This window comes from Nostoc sp. FACHB-152 (assembly GCF_014697475.1).
Taxonomy (GTDB): Bacteria; Cyanobacteriota; Cyanobacteriia; order Cyanobacteriales; family Nostocaceae; genus Nostoc_B.
Genome location: NZ_JACJRV010000107.1, coordinates 1 through 17,217 on the forward strand (window position 1 = coordinate 1; position 17,217 = coordinate 17,217).

The following is a 17,217-nucleotide window of genomic DNA, read 5'->3' on the forward strand; positions in this document are numbered from 1 at the left end:
TTAAATCTACAATATACTTTTTCGCCATGCTCAACCCCTTTTTTGACTAGTTTATCAATTAGAGGGTATTACCCAGCAAAATTTCCTTGGTGGACTACTAGCAGAATCAGCTGATCTTCTGCGGCAGGGTATGAGAATAAGCGATCGCGCATAGAAACATTTCTGTCGCTAACTCCAGAAATCCCCAATTTGTGCTGGAGTTGATGAATGTTGTCCCTAACACGGTGGTAAACAAACAGGTCTGTGCTAAAGTCAGCATCAAACATTTTGCCCAGGCGTTCGTAAAACTTAGCTCCTTGTTGAACATCTGCTGGCGCATCAATGCACCAACCTTTGGGGTCTGCCATGATGCGGCGGATCATTTCTTCATCCTGAGTGCTGCCGTTGCCCAGTTCAGCAAGTGCTAGGTAGATATCTCTGTTGAGCAAAGATGGGTAAGTAAATTTATGATGGCTTGGGTATTTCAGGCAGATGCAGTCTTCAAGCAACGCTGATAAGCCTTCAGTAGTGAGTAAGGCAGGGTTGTCTTGAAGGAGTTTGCTGATAGCTGGTAAGTTAGACATGACTATACACTTTGTGGTGGTTTAGTTAGCGATCGCGTTGCTTGCCGGCGGGCGATCGCTTTTAAATATCGTGTTTAGAGTGATTAATTTTCATCCTCCTCAGTCTCATCCTCATTTCCATCGAAGTTAACGTCAAAACTAACACCTAAAGCTGCTTCTATTCTTCTAAGTGTTTCCAGTGGAAGCGTTTTCATTTCTTCATTTTCAATCGCATACCAATTGGGTGTACTCATTCCAGCTAAAGCAGCTATTTCTTGTAGAGATCGTCTATCGATTTTTCTAGCGCGTCTAATTCTTTCTCCTAAACCAGGGACTTCTTTACGAATCCGCTTTTCAACTTTCATCAAGCATGAACTCACTAAACCACCTCCTTTATTTAAGCCTCGGTTTAGTATTCATTTCTACAAGTTAGCACTTTATCTTTACTAAGTCTACTATACATTCATTAAGTCTAACTTGACAAATACTAAGTAAGACTTTATATTAAATATATGGGCAAAGGAATAGTAAACCGCCTGCACCAGAACGCAATCAAGGGTTTGCAAAAAGTTCTATTTAACTAAACATAGTCCAGAGACATGATTGCTGGGGTATAGCACAAGCTCAACTATTGAGTGGGTAAAGAGTGCCTGGCGATGCAATCAACGGACATTCACTAATATCTGCACTAAAACCAGAAAAGTGCGTTTGCTTACCCCCTGGTAAACAATTGCACATCTCTTATGTTCTAAAAGCTTCGCTAAATTTCTGTGAATGCGTTGTGGGAATCCACAACGTTTTGTTCGTAAAAACAAAGGCGATCGCACGCGTCTGGACAACTACTGCGATCGCCTTTCCCTCTTCATCAAAGGAGTTTTATTATGCCTTACGGAACACTGATAGAGCAAGCCCTACCTGTTGACGAGCAACAGAAAGCACAGCAAGAACTCAACGACCTTCTTGCAACCCAGTCCGAAACGGTAGCCCCAACCCAAGACCCGCTAACCCACAGAGATCGCCAAATCATCGCAACCATCATAGACAGCACCCCCGACCAAATCAAAACCATCTGGATTGAAGGCGGCATCACTGTATGGGTGCAACTGAAGGGTGGCGGAAGACTGCCATTCGACAAGACTTGGTTCGCCGCAAGAGTAGCCGAAGTTAAACCAACTATCGCTGAACCAGAAACCCCGCGTCAGCGCAACGAGCGACTATCGGACGAACTCGAAGAAGTCTGTCGCAAATACGGGTTGTGGCACAGTGATATTGACTGGCTATCGTTCAGCACGAAAGTCTTTCGGGAAGGGCGTTTAGTCGGCTTCGTCGGTTGCAATGCAGAAGGCTGGTACTCTCGCCCAAGACTGTATGGCAGGAATCAGGTGGCTGATACTGCGGATATTGCGATTGCTTATCTGGGAGTGCGGCCAGTAGTTGCAGCTTAGTTTGAGGTAAAAGGCGATTGCAGTCTCCACACGCTATCGCCTAAATACTGACATCAAAACATTTTGTTTATCATGACTTTATCAACGATACACGATTCGGAATGTCTGCCTGAAGGGCCAGCGCATAAAATTCTGCTACCCCCAACAGACCCAAATGCAGAGATATTAGAAGTCCCTGGCTACAAGCTGGTCTATTGTAATGGTGCGTGTCCAAGGGTTTATCAAGCTTACAAAGGCGATTCAATGCTGGGTTTGGTTTTTGAACATTTAACCCACTGGTCAAACTGCGTTGATAAAATTCAGCATCAAGAACCGTTGAGTGCGGTGATTGCATTAGACGAGTTCATGCAAGCTGCTAGTGTCATCAGAAAGGCACAAGAAACGCGTTTGGGGGCTGTGGCTTAGGGAAGGCTCAGATTTAATAAGTTATGTCAGGCGATTGCACCATAATTAGGGATGGTTGCCTGTGTTATTAAATCTGAGCTTAATGAGCAATGAACCAAAAATAAGAACGGTCAAGAGAATTAATATTTTATTATAACCAGTTATTGACAGGTTATTTGATAGCAATTTACTGTGCTTACCGTTTTCTGCTTCTATCTCAATTTTGTTCAATCGGGTTTTTTAAATTTGTCCCATTTTAGAACATTTGTTTATCATGGGACACTTAACGATACACGATTGTGAGTGCTTGTGCGAAGGGTCAACGCATAAAATTCTGCTGCCTCCAGAAGATTCAAATGCAGATGTACCATCTATCCCTGGCTACAAGCTTTTTCAAAGTTTATTAGCGGCACTCAAGGAATAAGAACAGCTAAAGCTTTTTAGCTGCTCTGACTCTAAATTCTCTAAGTATTAGGTTACTAGATGTATAGTATCTTGTTTGCTTGGATTAAAATCATCAGTTTCATATCCTTTCTTTCGGAGTTTACAGAAAAATTCGTCAAGAGAGTTTTCCTAATTACCAGAGATTCAAATAATAACTAAATTTTCTAGATGCTTGTTTGAGTTGAGTGTAATTAACCGTGTGGTGATGAAATTTAAATGAAATACACCGAAAGAGAAGAACAGCTAAATTTTTTTAGCTGCTCTAACTTGAGTATTCTACTACTTGCAGTTTAATAAGTGCTTATTACCATGTCTACTTCTGGGAGGAATATCCATTTATCTGTCTAGTTGCTGTTGTCAAAAATTACCCCGATTATCAATCGTTCCTCAATGGATTGGCTAGTGAAATTCAGCCGGGGGGTGGTTGGGGTGAAGTCGGCTGATTTGTGTGAGGCTTTGGTTGATAGGTGTGGGGATGTTGGGTTAGCTTCAGTTAGAGAAACAAGGATTCTTGTGTAAGAAGGGCAGGCACTAAAAGAAGTACTTGCCCTGAAGACCAATTCACTGATTACTTGATGATCCCATACTTTGAGATGCCTGCCTTTTCTCTACTAGGGACAGGTCGAGATTTTAACCTAACTGTGCGTTGTGGTTGAGAGTCCGGTTGCTGTTGTCCTAGAAATTCAATAAGTTCTGTCCCAGTGAGCTTTTTCACTGATGTGTAAGGTCGAATCGGCTGTAAAGTCTCATTCAAGGTGCAAGAGTCATCGTTGGTTTTTCGGTAGACGTAAGGGGTAGTTATGCCCAAAATACGAAAATAATCGCCTGTTTGAAGTTCCTTAAATGTCATAAAAACGACTTCAACTACTGAATTAGGTACACATTACCTTACACTCGAAATTCTGGCAATCAGCAGGGGTTACAGAATCAAAACAAGAAATGGTATAGGTTGTTGGAGGCTGAGAAAATGCTGTTATTATTAGCTATTAACAGCGTAATAAATTGATGCTTTGAACGCTATTGATCAGCGTGTATATATTTATTTGCTATCTGTTTCAGTATTATCAAGTTCAGATTGCTGTTGCGCTCTATATGCTTCAATCTCATTAAAAGTTAACCTTGTGACTAAAACATAAGGTTTAATTCGCTGCAAAAAACCATTGATATGACAATATGAACTGCTAGCTTTTCTGTAAACAGAATTACTACTGACACCAGCAATTCGGAAGTAATCACCTGTGCGTAGTTGTTGAAAAAACATACGCCAGCCTTGAGTAACAAAGTCAATTTATAACATTTTTGACATCTGATTTCTGTTTAAATAGCACAGGCTAGTAAACAAAAACAGTTTTTAGTGCAGTATTTAACTTATCAGTTAAAAAGAAAAATAATTACTCTGTTTTCTTCACTAAAACTTATTAATGGTATAAATAATCTTAAATTGTCAAGATTTGCTGATATTACAGTGTTAAACCCCTCAGATTAACTTGAAAAGCTTAATGCTAAAAATAAATATCACAACTATTTCTACCTATAAATTTTCCTCTTTAATATTTTGAATATGTTTTGTTTGCTAAAAGTAGTCGCTCAAACACAGCTGATGTATATCTAATAATGATGTGTTTTTCAATATAAGTAAAAGCTTTTCGGAGTTAGGTTTTATCAATACTGACATTTAGCAAAAATTATCAACTGTAATTTTAATTACAAAATTAGATTACTTATGAAACCAACAATTACTCTTCCGTATGAGTGGACATACCCCAGATTTGCTTTCGGACAACAAACTCATCAGGGTTTGGTGATCGGACTAGAATATTTACCAGATAGTACATTGTTAGGAGATACTATAGGTGCTGGCTGGAGATACTCAATCTTACCGCATTCAAGCAGCCGTTTTCTCAAACATTTTAAGGGTGAAGATTTACCACATTGCCACAGCGAATCTATAGGACTTTCACAACTAATTAATCATACCCAAGCTTTGATTGCCCAGATTGTCGAACATCCAGATTACAAACGCTTATCAGCACAAGATAAACAGTTTGATTCAAGTGTAGTTGCTGCAAAAACAGCATTGGCTTACCTCAGTAGTAAAATCAATTCCCAGCACAAACCACTACTACGTCTGGAAGTTGTCTAATGTGGAATGATTTAAAAGATTGTCAAAAGATTAGCTACTGAAATTAAGTAGGTCAATTTATTGATTTAAGTAAATAAAAAAACTCCCGCTATCACTTAGTTGATCTACGGGAGTAAATAACTAATTCAAATTATTGTTAGTTAAAAAGGTTTGGATCTAAATCAACAGGAAAGATCACAACTTCTTTACCTGCTTGGGATACTATGCGGTAATGAATTTCAACGGCTCGTGATAAATGACAGTATTTAATCGGAACCCAGTGACCATCACTCTCGAAATACATTACGACTCTCAGATTTGGGTATTGAGACAAGGGAATTGGACTTTGCCAAGGTGAGTTCAACATCTAAGTCTTGAGAGATATATCTACTGTACATGAAATCTCCATTCGGATTAACTTCTATTCATGCTACAGACCCAGATGAAAGCCGTTTTACCACCTATGGTTATGTTCCATATTATTACTCAAGGCTGAGTTTGGTTTCACAGTTAAATATTCTTTGACTTCTGATGAGCTTAACCGCCTAATTCTTGTATGTGGGCGAATCGGTTGTAAAAAACCATTTTGACTGCAATAAGTTGCATTTACTTTCCGATAAACTTTGGCTTTTGTCATCCCAGAAAAACAAAAAAACTCTCCTGTGCGTAACTGATGAAATGTCATAGTTGTAGATGATTGTTGCAAATTCCTGGTTTTAACATTGTATTTATGGCAAGCTTTCTGGGTTGAAGCTGTTGAAAATCTTCAACCTTATTTAATAATTGCCTTACTTTTGAATTATCTAAATAGCTACTGCTAGAAGGTTACGCCTATCTACTTTTTAATGTCACTTACTAGCAAATAAAAATATGTGGTTGCTAATATTAACCACTCTGCTTAACAGTGCTATTTGTTTTCTTCTCCTAGATATTGATTATAACTATGGCTTTGTTAGATGGGGCTGACAAATTAACATCTTTCCTAAAGTTTTTCAGAGATTTATTAAACCCAACAATCAGGAAATATTATGCAATTTTTTCTTTAGGATTTCTTAAGAATCTCTTACATAGTTAATTTAAAAACAAGCAATATTCAAAGGCTGGTTTTTGAGCTTGAATATTTGCGAAAAAATACTTGATTAGCTCAAACTGTTGGTTATGGTTCGCTATATTCGATGTTGCCCAATTACAATGCTGGTTTCGCTAAATATTTATTAAATGGAGATTTACATCTGTGTCAAAACAAATAGCCCAGTTTATTTGACCTAATCAATCATGCTCCATCATTACTAAATTCTGATTTTTGATATGACTACCAAGCCGCACGATCAATTTGCCAAGCAATTCTTAGAGGAATTATTGTCACCTTTGGGTGAAGTAAGAACAAATCAAGAAGTTACTGACGAGACAAGATTTATCGATGTTTTATTTTCTGCAACACCAAATTCCACTGCTGATGCTGAAACTTTAGGATTATTGGGCAGAATTGCGTTGTTAAATACTGCACTGTTAGAACCATTTCGTAATCAGCCAAGTTTTTCCGAAGTGCGTAGTTGCCTTCAAAAATTGTTTACCGTGATTGCCGATTCCCAACGTCAGGCTAATCGAGAAGACACAGCAATAGCAGAGAATGACTTACCAAGGCTGTGGATTCTGTCGCCAAGTGCTTCAGAAACTCTGCTCAAGACTTTTGGGGCTACACTAGATTTAGACAATTGGCCTGATGGAGTATACTTTCTGCCCGAAGGAGAGCGAGGAGCAATAGTTGCGATTAATAAACTACCTTCAACTCCAGACACGCTTTGGTTTCGGCTGTTGGGTAGGGGAAAGGTTCAACAACTTGCTGTTAGTGAACTTGTAGCACTGCCAACAGAAAACCGCTTGCGTCGCAATGTGCTGGAGATAATTTACAGATGGCGTATTAGCTTAATGGCACAACCAGAGTTAACCCAAGATGACGAGGAGCTAATTATGAACTTAACCCAAGCTTACGAAGAAGCCAGGGCTGCTGCTGTACAAGAAGGTGTGGAGCAAGGAGTACAACTGGGACAACGCCAAATAGTAGAGAATTTGCTCAAAGTTCGATTTGGTTCTGTTGATGATGAATTGTCGAGAGTTGTTAACGGTTTGCTACAGTTACCCTCAGAAGAGTTTGCTAATGTTTTGCTGCAATTATCATCACTATCTCGTGAAGAACTATTAGCAAGATTTACCCAATAAAAGAAATTTCCAGTCTTCGATACAACTTATCAAGTTCCGAGGCGGTTTGTTAACAGCAGACCGCTTTTTGATTGCCAAAAAATCCTGCCCTGGCAGCAGTTAACCACAAAACTGTTCTAAAAACTCAAGCGATCGCTGTTTCATTTAAAGAGCAATCGCTTAAGAAAATAAAATTGATTCAACTCTAAGATTTTTGCACAAATAGTATTGCTACGCCAAGTCTGAATCGAAAGTTAATTGTTCATTAATCAAAGATGAAACCGCTTTGATTATTAAACCCGAAAAATCAAAAAATAATCCAAAAGGAGAGATTGTATGCAAGTCACAATCACAATTCCACGCGGCTGGGGATATCCAAGGTTTACGTTTGGTCAACGCACAAAGCAGGGAATAGTAGTAGGGATTGAATTTGTTCCGAGTGACAGTTTGATTGCAAAAGAAAGTGGTGCTGGATGGCAGTATGGATTACTGCCTGATAAGAACAGCAAAGATATAGTTTACATGAGCGAGAACGAAATTCAACAGCTTTCACCCCAAGAATCTGAAGAGGAAATTCTAACTGAAATTGATAAGCATCTCAATCAAGTTGCAATGCTTCAAGCACAGTTAGGAATACCGCTAGAAATCAAAACCCCGTTTGAAAATATCAAGCCTAAAATCGCTGTTGACAAAGCCAAAAATATCTCCAGGCGTTCTGCTGCATAGATATAGCTTCGCACAATTCATCTGAAACTATTAATCAAAAGCGATGAACAAGCAACAAGAAAAACAACTTGCCTGGGATACTCTAATGCTAGGCGGTAAGCGGCACTATGCTTTGACTGGATTTTATGCCTTGGGCGATGCGTTTTTAATCAGCAATAAAGACCCCAAGCGTAAAAACCAAATTGTGTTGGTAGAGCATCGAGAGAAATTGCAGATTAACCATTGGGATTTTGTTTGCCCGATGTCAGAATGCAACCGCCAAGCTACTATTACAACCAACGGCGATGACGGTAACGGGAATCTCAAAAGAAAGGCAACATCCCTCAAAGTTTACAGCTAAAACAAAGCCTCAGAATTCAGGAGTTTTTATTTCGCAACTTCTGAATTCCTACCTCAAACAATTTCAACCATCAAAAATATGAAAACCAAAACCAGCAGTAAAAAGTCTGCTCTTGATAATAATGCTTGTCTCCAATTCCTGAAAAATAGAGACGGAAGAGCTAGATTGTCAGAACTAAATTTTAGCCAGACTGTGATTCAAGATTTGATAACCAAAGATATAGCCAAGGTAAAGAAGACAGGTAATGGTTACTATCTCGAACTGGAGCAGCACTCATGAAACTAAATCCTGTTTTTGAAACGAAAACACTGAGTCAATCGAAAGTCTATTTGATTGATGGTACTCAATACAGATATGTGCAAACTGAGAGCAGTGGCAAGAATAGCAAGTATGTATTTGCACCACTGCCAAACCAACGCAAAACATCTGAGATTTTCTTGAACTCCACAAAATTAGGCATCAAATGTCAGGAGATTGAAGGTCAAACTTATGAGCCTCCGAAAGAGCAAACTGTAGTACAAATGGGATTGCTATAAATCAATTCGCAATTCGCAGTTCGCAATTCGCAATTAAAATGCGAATTATCCAATTGAATAATTAAACATGGATGAGCATTTAAAAATTGCTGGTTTCAAGTAATTAATGCACTAGTTAGCAATAGCACAAAGGATTTTAATACCTACTAATCATAACTGCGAATTGCGAATTGCGAATTGCGAATTGTTGATGCGCTTCGCTAATGATTGTTGAAAACTTAGTAATGGTACTGAACAATGGTACAAGCAATCGCACCGTCAGAAACATTTCTCGCTGATGCAACTGTCGAAAGAATCAATTTCTCCAAATTAAATAAAACCCGTATTCGCTTTAGTATCCGAATTAAAAACAGCACAATAAGTGCAGCACCAAAATGGGCAGATGTGCTGAAATCTGAAGATACTGGCACAGAATCCGATCTCATTAAAGTGACTAATTCTGAAGTAGGTTTGCGTGGCATCAAAGTATTCAAAGCTCTTAATGAAGCGGCCAGTCAACTCAGACAAGAAATCGCCTCTGTCCAGGAATGGATGACATCTGACAACGGTGATTGGATTTGCCCGATTGATTTAGCTCCTCTGGTGTGGAGTCAATTGCTCAACATTAGAGATGCGATCGCTCCAACACTACGCACCAAGCTTAAGGATGAGTACGAGCAAGGGCTGGCGGATTATCAGCAACGGATAGAAAACTTCATTTCCCTAAACACTTGGGAACTGCCGCAAGATAAACAAGCGGAAGTTAAAGCGAATCTGCTGAGAGCATTCCCGACATTGAGCGAGTTAGAGGATTGTTTGCAGGTGATTATTGGTCGTCCCGTGATTATCCCCGCATTGTCGGAACAGTTGAACCAGCAACAAGCCGAATGCCTCAATCAAATCACCCAGTTCATTCAACAGTACGACCAAAATCTAGAGCAAAGGCTCAAGGAAGCGGCGATCGCTGGAGGTGAACAACTCGCCGCGCAGTTGTTAGAAGAGTTGGCGGACTGGGAACCAGGGCGAAAGCCTGTACGATTCAAACAAAAGATGCAGAAACATCTCCAGAAGGTACAGGTTTTGCTGGCGAATGCTAGTCCCGAAGCTGGCGGTAGTCTCCAGTCGATGATGGAGCATTTGAATTCCATTGTGGATGATCCGGCAATTGTTGATAAGAATCTGGGTGCAGATGGGCGTACGCAACTCCAGCAAAAGATGGACGATATTCGTTCTAAATTACTGGACGAGCAGCGCAATCTGCAACAACTGGCAAGCTCTGACGTTGGGCTGACGGTTGCTACTGTGAGCGCGTTTAAGTTCCGTTAGAAAAATGCAATGCAGTGAGAATAATTCATTGCATTGCACTTACTGAAAATTCTTTGGTGTTTTAAATATGTCACACTTTTCAAAAATCGCTATCAAGTTCAAAGACCAATCCTGTCTGGTCGAAGCATTGCAGAGATTTGGCTTTTATCCCCAAATCCATGACAAGCCAGTACATTTATATGGCTACAGAGGCGACCAGAGAGAACAAACTGCCCACATAGTCGTACCCCGCAATCAAATCAGTCATGCCAGCAATGATTTAGGTTTTTACTGGAATGGTACGGAATTTGAATGTTTCATTTCTGACTATGACAAAAGGTATGGACAGGCTAAGAAAGGCTTCGGGCTAGGGCCACAGTTTCTCCCCAAGCTGCAAGAAGAGTACATCAACTTGTACTTGCCTAAACTTGCGCTGCAAATGGGCGGTGAAGTAGTGGAAACCGTAACTCATGGTTCGGTTACAACTGTTCGCGTGTCACTTCCAACAGTAACAGTAAGGAGATAAAAATGTCTCACTTTTCAACAGTCAAAACTCGTTTAGTCAATCGTGAATGCTTGGTGCAAGCCTTAGAGGATCTAAAACTGCAACCCAAGGTTTATGAAACGCCACAGCCATTAACGGGTTACTACGGGGATTCGCAAGGACAAAGTGCAGAGATTGTAGTTGCTGGTCACACTATAAAAGCTCGTGCAGATATTGGTTTTCGTTGGAATAAAGCTGATCAAGCTTACCAAGTTATCCATGACGAGTATGAAACAACACCTCGGCTTGGGGAAAACTTCTTCAGTCATCAGTTGATGCCAGCTTACGGTAAACGGATGGTACTGGCAAAAGCTGAAGAATTACGCGAGAGATTTGGCGAATGCACCATAACCGAAGAAACTACGGGACAAGTGCAAACCCTACGCCTGACTTTTGCCGGACATCAGGAAGTTCAACAGTTTGCTAGGAGATAATTTATGGAACGCTCAATTTTGATCCATTTTGATAAGTCTACTGGTCAAGTAAAGGTAGAAGCAGAAGGCTTTGAAGGTTTGAGTTGCCTGGAAGCCACGCAACCAATAGAAGAGGCGTTGGGGGTTGTGGGCGAACGGGAGTTTAAATCTGAAGCCCAAACTCAGCAAATACGGACAACTTCAGCGCATCAAACCAGATTAAGACAATAAGGAGAGAAGGGGAAAGCCACAATTACTATGCTTTCCCCCAGCGTTTATGGATTTGCCTAAAGAATACCCTTTCATCCACATCTACGCACAAAAAAAAGCCCGACAGCCCGTAATCATCAAGGCAAACACGGAGGGCTTATGTGTGCTGCTTAATGCGATAGTGACGGCAATAGCCTACCCGGACAACAACGGTATAGCAGAAGTATTTGACGGCGATGCCGAATGTTATCAAGTGCTTGTCCAACAAACCAGCACTCATAAATAACTCGTACCTCTACCGTATCAAAAAGAACATGAACCTAAATAGCTTATTTGCAACACTCGACTCACAAATCCCCATCTCGGCATTAGAAGTCCTTGCCCCAGAAGAAGCGACAATTATCCAGTGGCTCACTTCTTCTGCACAAGAAAAACTTGAATGCCCGACCTACTTCTGGAACCTGGGAGTATCCGGGCTGGAACAATGCCAGATTGCTAACGATGGTGGATTGGTGTTTAAGCCAGTACCAGAGTATAAAAGACCACCACAAGCAGACCCGCTAATATATATTTTCGAGTACATCAATAACTTCACAGGCAACGGCGTATTTATTCTGGGTGACGTGCATCCCTTTCTCGGCAAGAATTCTCCGCAGTTATCCTGGGAAATCCTCACACGGGTTAAGAACTTGTACCACAGGTTAAAACCCACCGACAAACGGATTATCTTCTTAGGTCAGAATATTCAACTGCATGAGTCTTTGGTACGGTTGATTCCGTTTGCAGAAGTGCCACTGCCAACAGTTGAACAGATTCAAGAGCATTTGGATTCGTATTTGCAGTATTTAGGGGAGTCGGCGCAAGAGCAAAAAGTTAAGTTCACCGTTGCCTTAACTACCTCCGAGAAAGAATCCTTGGCTCGTGCTGCACTAGGCTTAACTCTCGAAGAAATCAGCGACTTCTTAAGGTTGACTGTTAAAGAGCGTTTGAGCTGCAATGGTATTACTATTGATGCGACTGTGACACCATTAGCTGTGCAGTACAAAACTCGGCTGCTCTCTCAAATGGGTATTGAGTTAGGGAAACCTGCAAGCATCCCCTTTGGCGGACTCGACCTATTACGCGAGTGGTTGAATCGTCGGCGGCGGCTGTTTACGCAAGAAGCAAGACTGCTGCATTTGCCACAACCTAAAGGTGTGTTGTTGGCTGGCCCACCCGGAGTTGGAAAATCGATCTGTGCCAAGAACATCGCTAATATTCTCAATTTACCACTACTTCAGCTTGACATCGCGTCTCTTCTGGGTTCTCTAGTTGGTGAATCTGAGGGCAATGTTCGCCGCGCATTAAAAACGGCTGAAGCTATTGCTCCGTGTGTGTTGTGGGTAGACGAAGTGGAAAAAGCTCTGTCTGGTCAAAGCGACACTAGCGGTGTTTCACAGCGAATCTTGGGCAACATTCTCACGTTCATGTCTGAATGTCAGAGTGGTGTGTTTGTCGTCGCCACCTGCAATGACCCCTCCGCACTACCAACGGAACTCAAAAGGAAAGGCAGATTTGATGAAAACTTTTTCGTCGATCTACCAACCGAACCCGAACGAGCGCAAATCCTCAGCATTCATCTGCAACGCTTTGGCATCACTGTTGAATCGGAGTATCTTGAAGCGATCGCGGCTTCCACCGCCCAATTCTCCGGTGCTGAATTGGAAACTCTTGCCGCCGAAGCTGCACTGTTGGCGTTTGATGAAGGACGAGCGCAGCAGGTGACTTTGGGTGATCTAGAAGCTTGTCGGCAGACGATTACACCACTGGCTGTGCAAGATGCGGCGGCAGTCGAGCGTATGCGTGAATGGGCGAAAACGGCAAGGGCGGCTTCAACGGCGATCGCAGATAAACCTACCCAGTCGTTGAAGACTGCAAGATTCCGGAACTTGAACTGATTTTCATAGCGATTGTCTGTATGTTTTATTAGAGGCAATCGCTTCATTTATATTCTGTCTCAAAAATATCTGAAAAATGTCGAGAGATTTAGTCACTTATTACGGACAAACTACCCGTATTGATTCTTTAGTAGGAAAATACGGGCCATATCTAGAACAACTGGATAGAGAAACAAAATTGTTGTTACGTATAACCCTTTTTGAATTCAAAATGCAAAATTCAAAATTCAAAATGAAGAATAATAATTTCAAATTAATTAATTCTGTGGACAAAACCCCACTGATTGTCTTTAATTTTAAATTTTTAATTTTTAATTTTGAATTGGAGCAAAGCGACTTGACTTTAGCGCATTATGCTTTCATGCAACAGTTTTGTAAATCTGATGACTATTCTGTTTTAGAAGCATTACAAGATGCGCTGTTCGTCAGATTTATTTGTGAAGAAATGCCGCGAGTATTACCACAGGTTTGTTCTGAGTTAGAAGGAATAACAATTGACGAAACTGAAACAATACTTGATGCCCTACAACATCAACTTCATTGGGGCAACGCGCGACTGCTGGTAAATCAATAGCTTACCAAGACTAAATGTTATTTCTAAAAACATTTAGTCTTGATTTATTCAGTAAAAACGCTTCGCAATCAACCGTTGAAAACATTAAAAATTCAAGGATTGACTCATGAAAAATCAAGGGTTGTATGATGCAACTATTCAAGCACTCACTGATAGAGGATGCCCCGAAGATTTAGCCAAATCAGCAGCTACAGTCGTGGCAAATGATGATTCGAGTAAACCTGATTTGGGCAGAACTGGAGAAGACCAAAAAGTAATTCAAGAAGCTCTGCCTTATTTGCTACCCTTATGAGTAAATTGAAAAAACAAACATTCAGCAAAATTTAGGAATTAGGAAAATGGCTCCTTACCAAATTAAGGGTTTTGAAACTACAGAATTAATTTGTGGTGGAATTAGGATAGATGAAATCATAATTCAAGATAAACACCAAAATATATTTCCTTATCCTGGAAGTATAGATTTAAGGTTTAAATATGATTTTAAGCAAGTCGAATACGGACAATCACTCGCAAAACAGATGGGAAGAATTCTCACTCAATACTAAATTTACTCTAAGAATTTAGGAGTCAGAATACATCCGTCAGAAGAGTTAAAGAATAAGGAGAAATATTTGATGAATGAATTTACTAATCTTATAGATACTTATTCATTCTGACTTCTGAATGGCAGTTGACGACAGTTTGCTCACGGAGGGCATTGCCGCCCACACAACTGTCTCCTTTATGCCGGGAAATCCGTCCACCGCACTGCCTCTTCCTGGGTGCTGAATTCTGACAATTTACTCTCTAGCACTTTACCAACGCAACATTGCCATGTAAAGCGAGTTCATTTCACTAAAGCGTTGGCTATAGGTGAGTTTTTGCTAACAAAGATCCACCTACTAATTTATCAAAATACTAAAAATCATGGAAACCTATCTTGTCTATGTCGATGCTGCTAACAACAGCAACAAATTCTGGTCAGCTAAGGTTGAAGATAATAAAGTAACAGTGCAATGGGGTCGAGTCGGCTACAATGCCCAAACTAAAGTTCACTCTTTAACCAGTCAACAACAAGCTAATTACAAATATCATAATCTCATATCCGAGAAGAAAGCTAAAGGCTACCAAGAAAGTCAACCGCAGATGGATTCTACTTGTTCTGTTGCGGATATTAGAAGGGCATTGCAATTACTCAATAGTCTACGGTCTTTTGTAGCTAATCACAATTTTAATAGCAGCTATATCCAAACGCTCAACGACTACTTAAAAATCGTTCCCATACCTTTGGGGATGCAAATTGACCCGTATCGGGTGTACCAAACAGTAGGAGATGTTGATCATCAAGTTCAACTGCTAAATTCGCTGCTGCCATCCCATGCTGTGGTTGTTGGGCAGAATTCAGAAATACAGGCGGTTGAAGTGCAAACAGTTAGCCTGAAATCTATTAGTAAGAATTTCTGGCGAAATATTTAAACAAATGACTACCAAGTTAATTATTAGCTTGGTAGTAGTTTTTTGGCATTGCTAAAAAAAGCTTTACCTATACTGCGTTTGTCAAACTGCTGTAATCTAAAGTGCTATCTGCAAAGATGAAACTTTCAAAGCCAGCCGTTGAAAGGGTGATACTATCTCCATTGCTATTGAAGGTGAGATTAGCCAAGTTGAGGCTATTACTGGAACTGACACCAGAAATGACTAGTTCGGAGCGATTAAAAACACTCAGGTCTAATGTGTCAAAACCTGTTCCACCATTCACACTTCCACTACCAAATCCTTTGAATTTGTCATCCCCACTGCCTAACTCAATAGTGATGTCACCACCGATAGAGACTTTCTGTTGAACTTCATTGATGGTGCTAGTGGCAGTTATTTCATCATTGCCGGAGCCAGTGTTGATGGTTCCTTGTCCATAAATGCCATAGGCCCTACCACCGCTTGTGACTGTAGCCTGTCCAGTCAGCTTGTCACAACCACTGCCAGTATCGATTAATCCGTCGTTGAAGATGCCATATGCTGTGGCGTTTATTCCAGAACTGGTGCCATCACCCGTAATCTTGTCCTTGCCACATCCTGTAGTGATGATAGCGTCTTTATTGTTCTGGATGCCGATTCCATCCCCATTCTTGCCGGAGTAGTTGCCCCCGATGATCGTGCCGCCAATACCAGTGCCAGTAATTGTATTGTTCCCGTTCTCTGCATTCAGTTTGCCACTATTGCTGATCCCGATGCCATCTCCACCATTATTGTTAATGTATTCGATGCCGACGATGCCACCAGTACCAGTACCAGTGATGGTGTCGTTTCCCATGCCTGCATTTAGATTGCCAGTATTGGTGATGCCAGTTCCCGTACCCCCGTTACCCCCTTCATAGTTAGCACCAGCGATGCCACCAGTACCAGTACCAGTGATAGTGTCGCTTCCCTTGCCTGCATTCAGACTGCCAGTATTGGCGATGCCAGTTCCCGTACCGCCATCGCCTCCATCCCATCGATTGGTTCCGCCGTTGCCACCAGTTCCCGTACCAGTAATAGTATCTTTTCCATTCCCGGCATCCAGACTGCCAGTATTGGTGATACCAGTTCCCGTACCGCCATCGCCTGCCCAGCCTAAAGTGATGCGGCTGTTGCCGCCAGTACCAATGCCGATAATTGTGTCGTTTCCCTCCCCGGCATTTAAACCGCTATTGTTAGTAATGCCAGTTCCATTACCGCCCTCACCGCCACCGGGGCCAGGGTTGACGTTGCCACCAGCACCAGTGCCAGTAATTGTGTCATTTCCGTTCCCGGAATTCAAATTGCCAGTATTGGTGATACCAGTTCCCGTACCGCCGATATCACCGTCGCCTCCGCTGTTACCACCGGTACCAGTGCCAGTAATCGTGTCGTCTCCGCCCTCTGTATTTAGAGCGCCAACGTTGCTGATTCCGATTCCTTCTCCACCATCGCTAGGAATGTCATCAACAATGCCACCCGTACCACCAGTGCCAGTACCAGTAATTGTGTCATTTCCTTTCCCAGCAACCAGATTGCCGCTGTTAGCAATTCCTATCCCAGTGCCACCATCATTAGCATTGCCGCTATCAGCACTGTCATTGCTACCGTCACCGCCCGAACCCTTACCTACGATGGTGTCGTCTGCATCCCCAGCATCCAGACTGCCACCATCGCTGACGTTGATTCCACTGGCGCTGTTACTATTGTCGCGGGCAGAACCTTCTCCTGTAATGGTGTCGTTTCCTGACAATGTATTGATGTCACCCCCTGTTAAAATGTCAATCCCGATTGCAGGTGAGCCATTTAACTCTTGGCCAACTAAGGTGTCAACACTAGGAGTGCCAATGAAATTGGGTGGAACCGTAAGTCTAGGCATAAGTTAAATCCTCTCTCCTTAAGTTATTTGTTATGGGTTGAAAGATCAAATTCTTCTGCAAGATTAAACAACAGCAAGATTAGCCAAATTGCCTTTGTATCCTGTAATCTCCACTACCGCATCAGTCAGTGCAGAAAATCCATCCACCCCATCATTGAGTGCTAA

Annotated in this window: 27 protein-coding genes; 19 read left to right on the forward strand and 8 right to left on the reverse strand. The window is 41.5% G+C overall.

Annotation, left to right across the window (positions count from 1 at the left end):
* Positions 1 to 68: 68 nt before the first annotated feature.
* Together H6G76_RS33010 and H6G76_RS33015 are read right to left on the reverse strand one after the other, a co-directional pair.
* Positions 69 to 563: a hypothetical protein gene (locus H6G76_RS33010; RefSeq protein WP_190710271.1), complete on the reverse strand. Its 495-nt coding sequence runs from the start codon at positions 561 to 563 to the stop codon at positions 69 to 71.
* An 83-nt stretch (positions 564 to 646) separates the two neighbouring features.
* On the reverse strand, positions 647 to 907 hold the full coding sequence (locus H6G76_RS33015) for a helix-turn-helix domain-containing protein (protein WP_190710273.1): 261 nt from the start codon (positions 905 to 907) through the stop codon (positions 647 to 649).
* A gap of 281 nt (positions 908 to 1,188) precedes the next feature.
* On the opposite strand from H6G76_RS33015, the gene H6G76_RS33020 reads away from it, so the two are divergent.
* The 3 genes from H6G76_RS33020 (at position 1,189) to H6G76_RS33030 (ending at position 2,392) form a co-directional block, all read left to right on the forward strand.
* Complete coding sequence (locus H6G76_RS33020) at positions 1,189 to 1,464, forward strand: hypothetical protein (protein ID WP_190710275.1); 276 nt, start codon at positions 1,189 to 1,191, stop codon at positions 1,462 to 1,464.
* Positions 1,424 to 1,987, forward strand: coding sequence for a hypothetical protein (locus H6G76_RS33025; RefSeq protein WP_190710277.1), 564 nt, complete (start codon positions 1,424 to 1,426; stop codon positions 1,985 to 1,987). Before H6G76_RS33020 ends, H6G76_RS33025 begins: the two co-directional genes overlap by 41 nt.
* A gap of 72 nt (positions 1,988 to 2,059) precedes the next feature.
* Positions 2,060 to 2,392 (forward strand): hypothetical protein, encoded by a 333-nt coding sequence (locus tag H6G76_RS33030; protein WP_190710279.1) that lies wholly within the window; start codon positions 2,060 to 2,062, stop codon positions 2,390 to 2,392.
* Positions 2,393 to 3,383: 991 nt separating this feature from the next.
* Here H6G76_RS33030 and H6G76_RS33035 read toward each other — a convergent pair.
* Together H6G76_RS33035 and H6G76_RS33040 are read right to left on the reverse strand one after the other, a co-directional pair.
* On the reverse strand, positions 3,384 to 3,665 hold the full coding sequence (locus tag H6G76_RS33035; protein ID WP_190710281.1) for a hypothetical protein: 282 nt from the start codon (positions 3,663 to 3,665) through the stop codon (positions 3,384 to 3,386).
* Between the two features lie 189 nt (positions 3,666 to 3,854).
* The gene (locus tag H6G76_RS33040) at positions 3,855 to 4,076 is read right to left on the reverse strand and encodes a hypothetical protein (protein WP_190710283.1); all 222 of its coding nucleotides are present in this window, start codon (positions 4,074 to 4,076) and stop codon (positions 3,855 to 3,857) included.
* A gap of 462 nt (positions 4,077 to 4,538) precedes the next feature.
* Here H6G76_RS33040 and H6G76_RS33045 point away from each other — a divergent pair, with 462 nt between their 5' ends.
* Positions 4,539 to 4,958, forward strand: a complete 420-nt coding sequence (locus tag H6G76_RS33045) for a hypothetical protein (protein ID WP_190710285.1) — start codon at positions 4,539 to 4,541, stop codon at positions 4,956 to 4,958.
* A gap of 136 nt (positions 4,959 to 5,094) precedes the next feature.
* Here H6G76_RS33045 and H6G76_RS33050 read toward each other — a convergent pair whose 3' ends face one another.
* Together H6G76_RS33050 and H6G76_RS33055 are read right to left on the reverse strand one after the other, a co-directional pair.
* Complete coding sequence (locus H6G76_RS33050; RefSeq protein ID WP_242056624.1) at positions 5,095 to 5,241, reverse strand: hypothetical protein; 147 nt, start codon at positions 5,239 to 5,241, stop codon at positions 5,095 to 5,097.
* A 150-nt stretch (positions 5,242 to 5,391) separates the two neighbouring features.
* Positions 5,392 to 5,622: a hypothetical protein gene (locus H6G76_RS33055; protein WP_190710287.1), complete on the reverse strand. Its 231-nt coding sequence runs from the start codon at positions 5,620 to 5,622 to the stop codon at positions 5,392 to 5,394.
* A gap of 623 nt (positions 5,623 to 6,245) precedes the next feature.
* Between H6G76_RS33055 and H6G76_RS33060 the strand changes: the two genes are divergently transcribed.
* The 15 genes from H6G76_RS33060 to H6G76_RS33130 all read left to right on the forward strand — a co-directional run bounded on the left by H6G76_RS33060 (position 6,246) and on the right by H6G76_RS33130 (position 15,155).
* Positions 6,246 to 7,157, forward strand: coding sequence for a hypothetical protein (locus H6G76_RS33060; protein WP_190710289.1), 912 nt, complete (start codon positions 6,246 to 6,248; stop codon positions 7,155 to 7,157).
* 315 nt (positions 7,158 to 7,472) lie between these two features.
* Entirely contained in the window at positions 7,473 to 7,862 is a 390-nt protein-coding gene (locus H6G76_RS33065) for a hypothetical protein (RefSeq protein WP_190710291.1), read from the forward strand.
* Positions 7,863 to 7,905: 43 nt separating this feature from the next.
* Complete coding sequence (locus H6G76_RS33070) at positions 7,906 to 8,202, forward strand: hypothetical protein (RefSeq protein ID WP_190710294.1); 297 nt, start codon at positions 7,906 to 7,908, stop codon at positions 8,200 to 8,202.
* A gap of 78 nt (positions 8,203 to 8,280) precedes the next feature.
* Entirely contained in the window at positions 8,281 to 8,481 is a 201-nt protein-coding gene (locus H6G76_RS33075) for a hypothetical protein (protein WP_190710295.1), read from the forward strand.
* Positions 8,478 to 8,738 (forward strand): hypothetical protein, encoded by a 261-nt coding sequence (locus tag H6G76_RS33080; protein WP_190710297.1) that lies wholly within the window; start codon positions 8,478 to 8,480, stop codon positions 8,736 to 8,738. The genes H6G76_RS33075 and H6G76_RS33080 overlap by 4 nt, the downstream gene beginning before the upstream one ends.
* A 237-nt stretch (positions 8,739 to 8,975) precedes the next feature.
* Positions 8,976 to 10,043, forward strand: coding sequence for a hypothetical protein (locus tag H6G76_RS33085; protein ID WP_190710299.1), 1,068 nt, complete (start codon positions 8,976 to 8,978; stop codon positions 10,041 to 10,043).
* A 67-nt stretch (positions 10,044 to 10,110) separates the two neighbouring features.
* Positions 10,111 to 10,548: a DUF1257 domain-containing protein gene (locus tag H6G76_RS33090; protein ID WP_190710301.1), complete on the forward strand. Its 438-nt coding sequence runs from the start codon at positions 10,111 to 10,113 to the stop codon at positions 10,546 to 10,548.
* 2 nt (positions 10,549 to 10,550) lie between these two features.
* Positions 10,551 to 11,000 carry a DUF1257 domain-containing protein gene (locus tag H6G76_RS33095; RefSeq protein WP_190710304.1) on the forward strand — a complete coding sequence of 150 codons (450 nt, stop codon included), beginning with the start codon at positions 10,551 to 10,553 and terminating at the stop codon, positions 10,998 to 11,000.
* 3 nt (positions 11,001 to 11,003) lie between these two features.
* Positions 11,004 to 11,210 (forward strand): DUF2997 domain-containing protein, encoded by a 207-nt coding sequence (locus H6G76_RS33100; protein ID WP_190710306.1) that lies wholly within the window; start codon positions 11,004 to 11,006, stop codon positions 11,208 to 11,210.
* Positions 11,211 to 11,352: 142 nt separating this feature from the next.
* Entirely contained in the window at positions 11,353 to 11,475 is a 123-nt protein-coding gene (locus H6G76_RS37930; RefSeq protein WP_277883156.1) for a hypothetical protein, read from the forward strand.
* Between the two features lie 28 nt (positions 11,476 to 11,503).
* Positions 11,504 to 13,126, forward strand: a complete 1,623-nt coding sequence (locus tag H6G76_RS33110) for an AAA family ATPase (protein WP_190710310.1) — start codon at positions 11,504 to 11,506, stop codon at positions 13,124 to 13,126.
* A 76-nt stretch (positions 13,127 to 13,202) separates the two neighbouring features.
* On the forward strand, positions 13,203 to 13,700 hold the full coding sequence (locus H6G76_RS33115) for a hypothetical protein (RefSeq protein ID WP_190710312.1): 498 nt from the start codon (positions 13,203 to 13,205) through the stop codon (positions 13,698 to 13,700).
* A gap of 106 nt (positions 13,701 to 13,806) precedes the next feature.
* Entirely contained in the window at positions 13,807 to 13,992 is a 186-nt protein-coding gene (locus tag H6G76_RS33120; RefSeq protein WP_190710314.1) for a hypothetical protein, read from the forward strand.
* Positions 13,993 to 14,038: 46 nt separating this feature from the next.
* On the forward strand, positions 14,039 to 14,245 hold the full coding sequence (locus H6G76_RS33125) for a hypothetical protein (RefSeq protein ID WP_190710316.1): 207 nt from the start codon (positions 14,039 to 14,041) through the stop codon (positions 14,243 to 14,245).
* Positions 14,246 to 14,606: 361 nt separating this feature from the next.
* Positions 14,607 to 15,155: a WGR domain-containing protein gene (locus tag H6G76_RS33130; RefSeq protein WP_190710318.1), complete on the forward strand. Its 549-nt coding sequence runs from the start codon at positions 14,607 to 14,609 to the stop codon at positions 15,153 to 15,155.
* A 67-nt stretch (positions 15,156 to 15,222) separates the two neighbouring features.
* Here H6G76_RS33130 and H6G76_RS33135 read toward each other — a convergent pair whose 3' ends face one another.
* Complete coding sequence (locus H6G76_RS33135; protein WP_190710320.1) at positions 15,223 to 17,052, reverse strand: hypothetical protein; 1,830 nt, start codon at positions 17,050 to 17,052, stop codon at positions 15,223 to 15,225.
* Between the two features lie 63 nt (positions 17,053 to 17,115).
* A partial coding sequence (locus H6G76_RS38330) for a bluetail domain-containing putative surface protein (RefSeq protein WP_397334002.1) occupies positions 17,116 to 17,217 on the reverse strand: 102 nt, incomplete at its 5' end.

Bases quoted from the DNA above. Each gene is read 5' to 3' on its own strand.
- H6G76_RS33010 (WP_190710271.1), bottom strand. From the start codon at position 563: ATGTCTAACTTACCAGCTATCAGCAAACTCCTTCAAGACAACCCTGCC.
- H6G76_RS33015 (WP_190710273.1), bottom strand. From the start codon at position 907: ATGAAAGTTGAAAAGCGGATTCGTAAAGAAGTCCCTGGTTTAGGAGAA.
- H6G76_RS33025 (WP_190710277.1), top strand. From the start codon at position 1,424: ATGCCTTACGGAACACTGATAGAGCAAGCCCTACCTGTTGACGAGCAA.
- H6G76_RS33030 (WP_190710279.1), top strand. From the start codon at position 2,060: ATGACTTTATCAACGATACACGATTCGGAATGTCTGCCTGAAGGGCCA.
- H6G76_RS33035 (WP_190710281.1), bottom strand. From the start codon at position 3,665: ATGACATTTAAGGAACTTCAAACAGGCGATTATTTTCGTATTTTGGGC.
- H6G76_RS33040 (WP_190710283.1), bottom strand. From the start codon at position 4,076: ATGTTTTTTCAACAACTACGCACAGGTGATTACTTCCGAATTGCTGGT.
- H6G76_RS33045 (WP_190710285.1), top strand. From the start codon at position 4,539: ATGAAACCAACAATTACTCTTCCGTATGAGTGGACATACCCCAGATTT.
- H6G76_RS33050 (WP_242056624.1), bottom strand. From the start codon at position 5,241: ATGTATTTCGAGAGTGATGGTCACTGGGTTCCGATTAAATACTGTCAT.
- H6G76_RS33055 (WP_190710287.1), bottom strand. From the start codon at position 5,622: ATGACATTTCATCAGTTACGCACAGGAGAGTTTTTTTGTTTTTCTGGG.
- H6G76_RS33060 (WP_190710289.1), top strand. From the start codon at position 6,246: ATGACTACCAAGCCGCACGATCAATTTGCCAAGCAATTCTTAGAGGAA.
- H6G76_RS33065 (WP_190710291.1), top strand. From the start codon at position 7,473: ATGCAAGTCACAATCACAATTCCACGCGGCTGGGGATATCCAAGGTTT.
- H6G76_RS33070 (WP_190710294.1), top strand. From the start codon at position 7,906: ATGAACAAGCAACAAGAAAAACAACTTGCCTGGGATACTCTAATGCTA.
- H6G76_RS33075 (WP_190710295.1), top strand. From the start codon at position 8,281: ATGAAAACCAAAACCAGCAGTAAAAAGTCTGCTCTTGATAATAATGCT.
- H6G76_RS33080 (WP_190710297.1), top strand. From the start codon at position 8,478: ATGAAACTAAATCCTGTTTTTGAAACGAAAACACTGAGTCAATCGAAA.
- H6G76_RS33085 (WP_190710299.1), top strand. From the start codon at position 8,976: ATGGTACAAGCAATCGCACCGTCAGAAACATTTCTCGCTGATGCAACT.
- H6G76_RS33090 (WP_190710301.1), top strand. From the start codon at position 10,111: ATGTCACACTTTTCAAAAATCGCTATCAAGTTCAAAGACCAATCCTGT.
- H6G76_RS33095 (WP_190710304.1), top strand. From the start codon at position 10,551: ATGTCTCACTTTTCAACAGTCAAAACTCGTTTAGTCAATCGTGAATGC.
- H6G76_RS33100 (WP_190710306.1), top strand. From the start codon at position 11,004: ATGGAACGCTCAATTTTGATCCATTTTGATAAGTCTACTGGTCAAGTA.
- H6G76_RS33110 (WP_190710310.1), top strand. From the start codon at position 11,504: ATGAACCTAAATAGCTTATTTGCAACACTCGACTCACAAATCCCCATC.
- H6G76_RS33115 (WP_190710312.1), top strand. From the start codon at position 13,203: ATGTCGAGAGATTTAGTCACTTATTACGGACAAACTACCCGTATTGAT.
- H6G76_RS33120 (WP_190710314.1), top strand. From the start codon at position 13,807: ATGAAAAATCAAGGGTTGTATGATGCAACTATTCAAGCACTCACTGAT.
- H6G76_RS33125 (WP_190710316.1), top strand. From the start codon at position 14,039: ATGGCTCCTTACCAAATTAAGGGTTTTGAAACTACAGAATTAATTTGT.
- H6G76_RS33130 (WP_190710318.1), top strand. From the start codon at position 14,607: ATGGAAACCTATCTTGTCTATGTCGATGCTGCTAACAACAGCAACAAA.
- H6G76_RS33135 (WP_190710320.1), bottom strand. From the start codon at position 17,052: ATGCCTAGACTTACGGTTCCACCCAATTTCATTGGCACTCCTAGTGTT.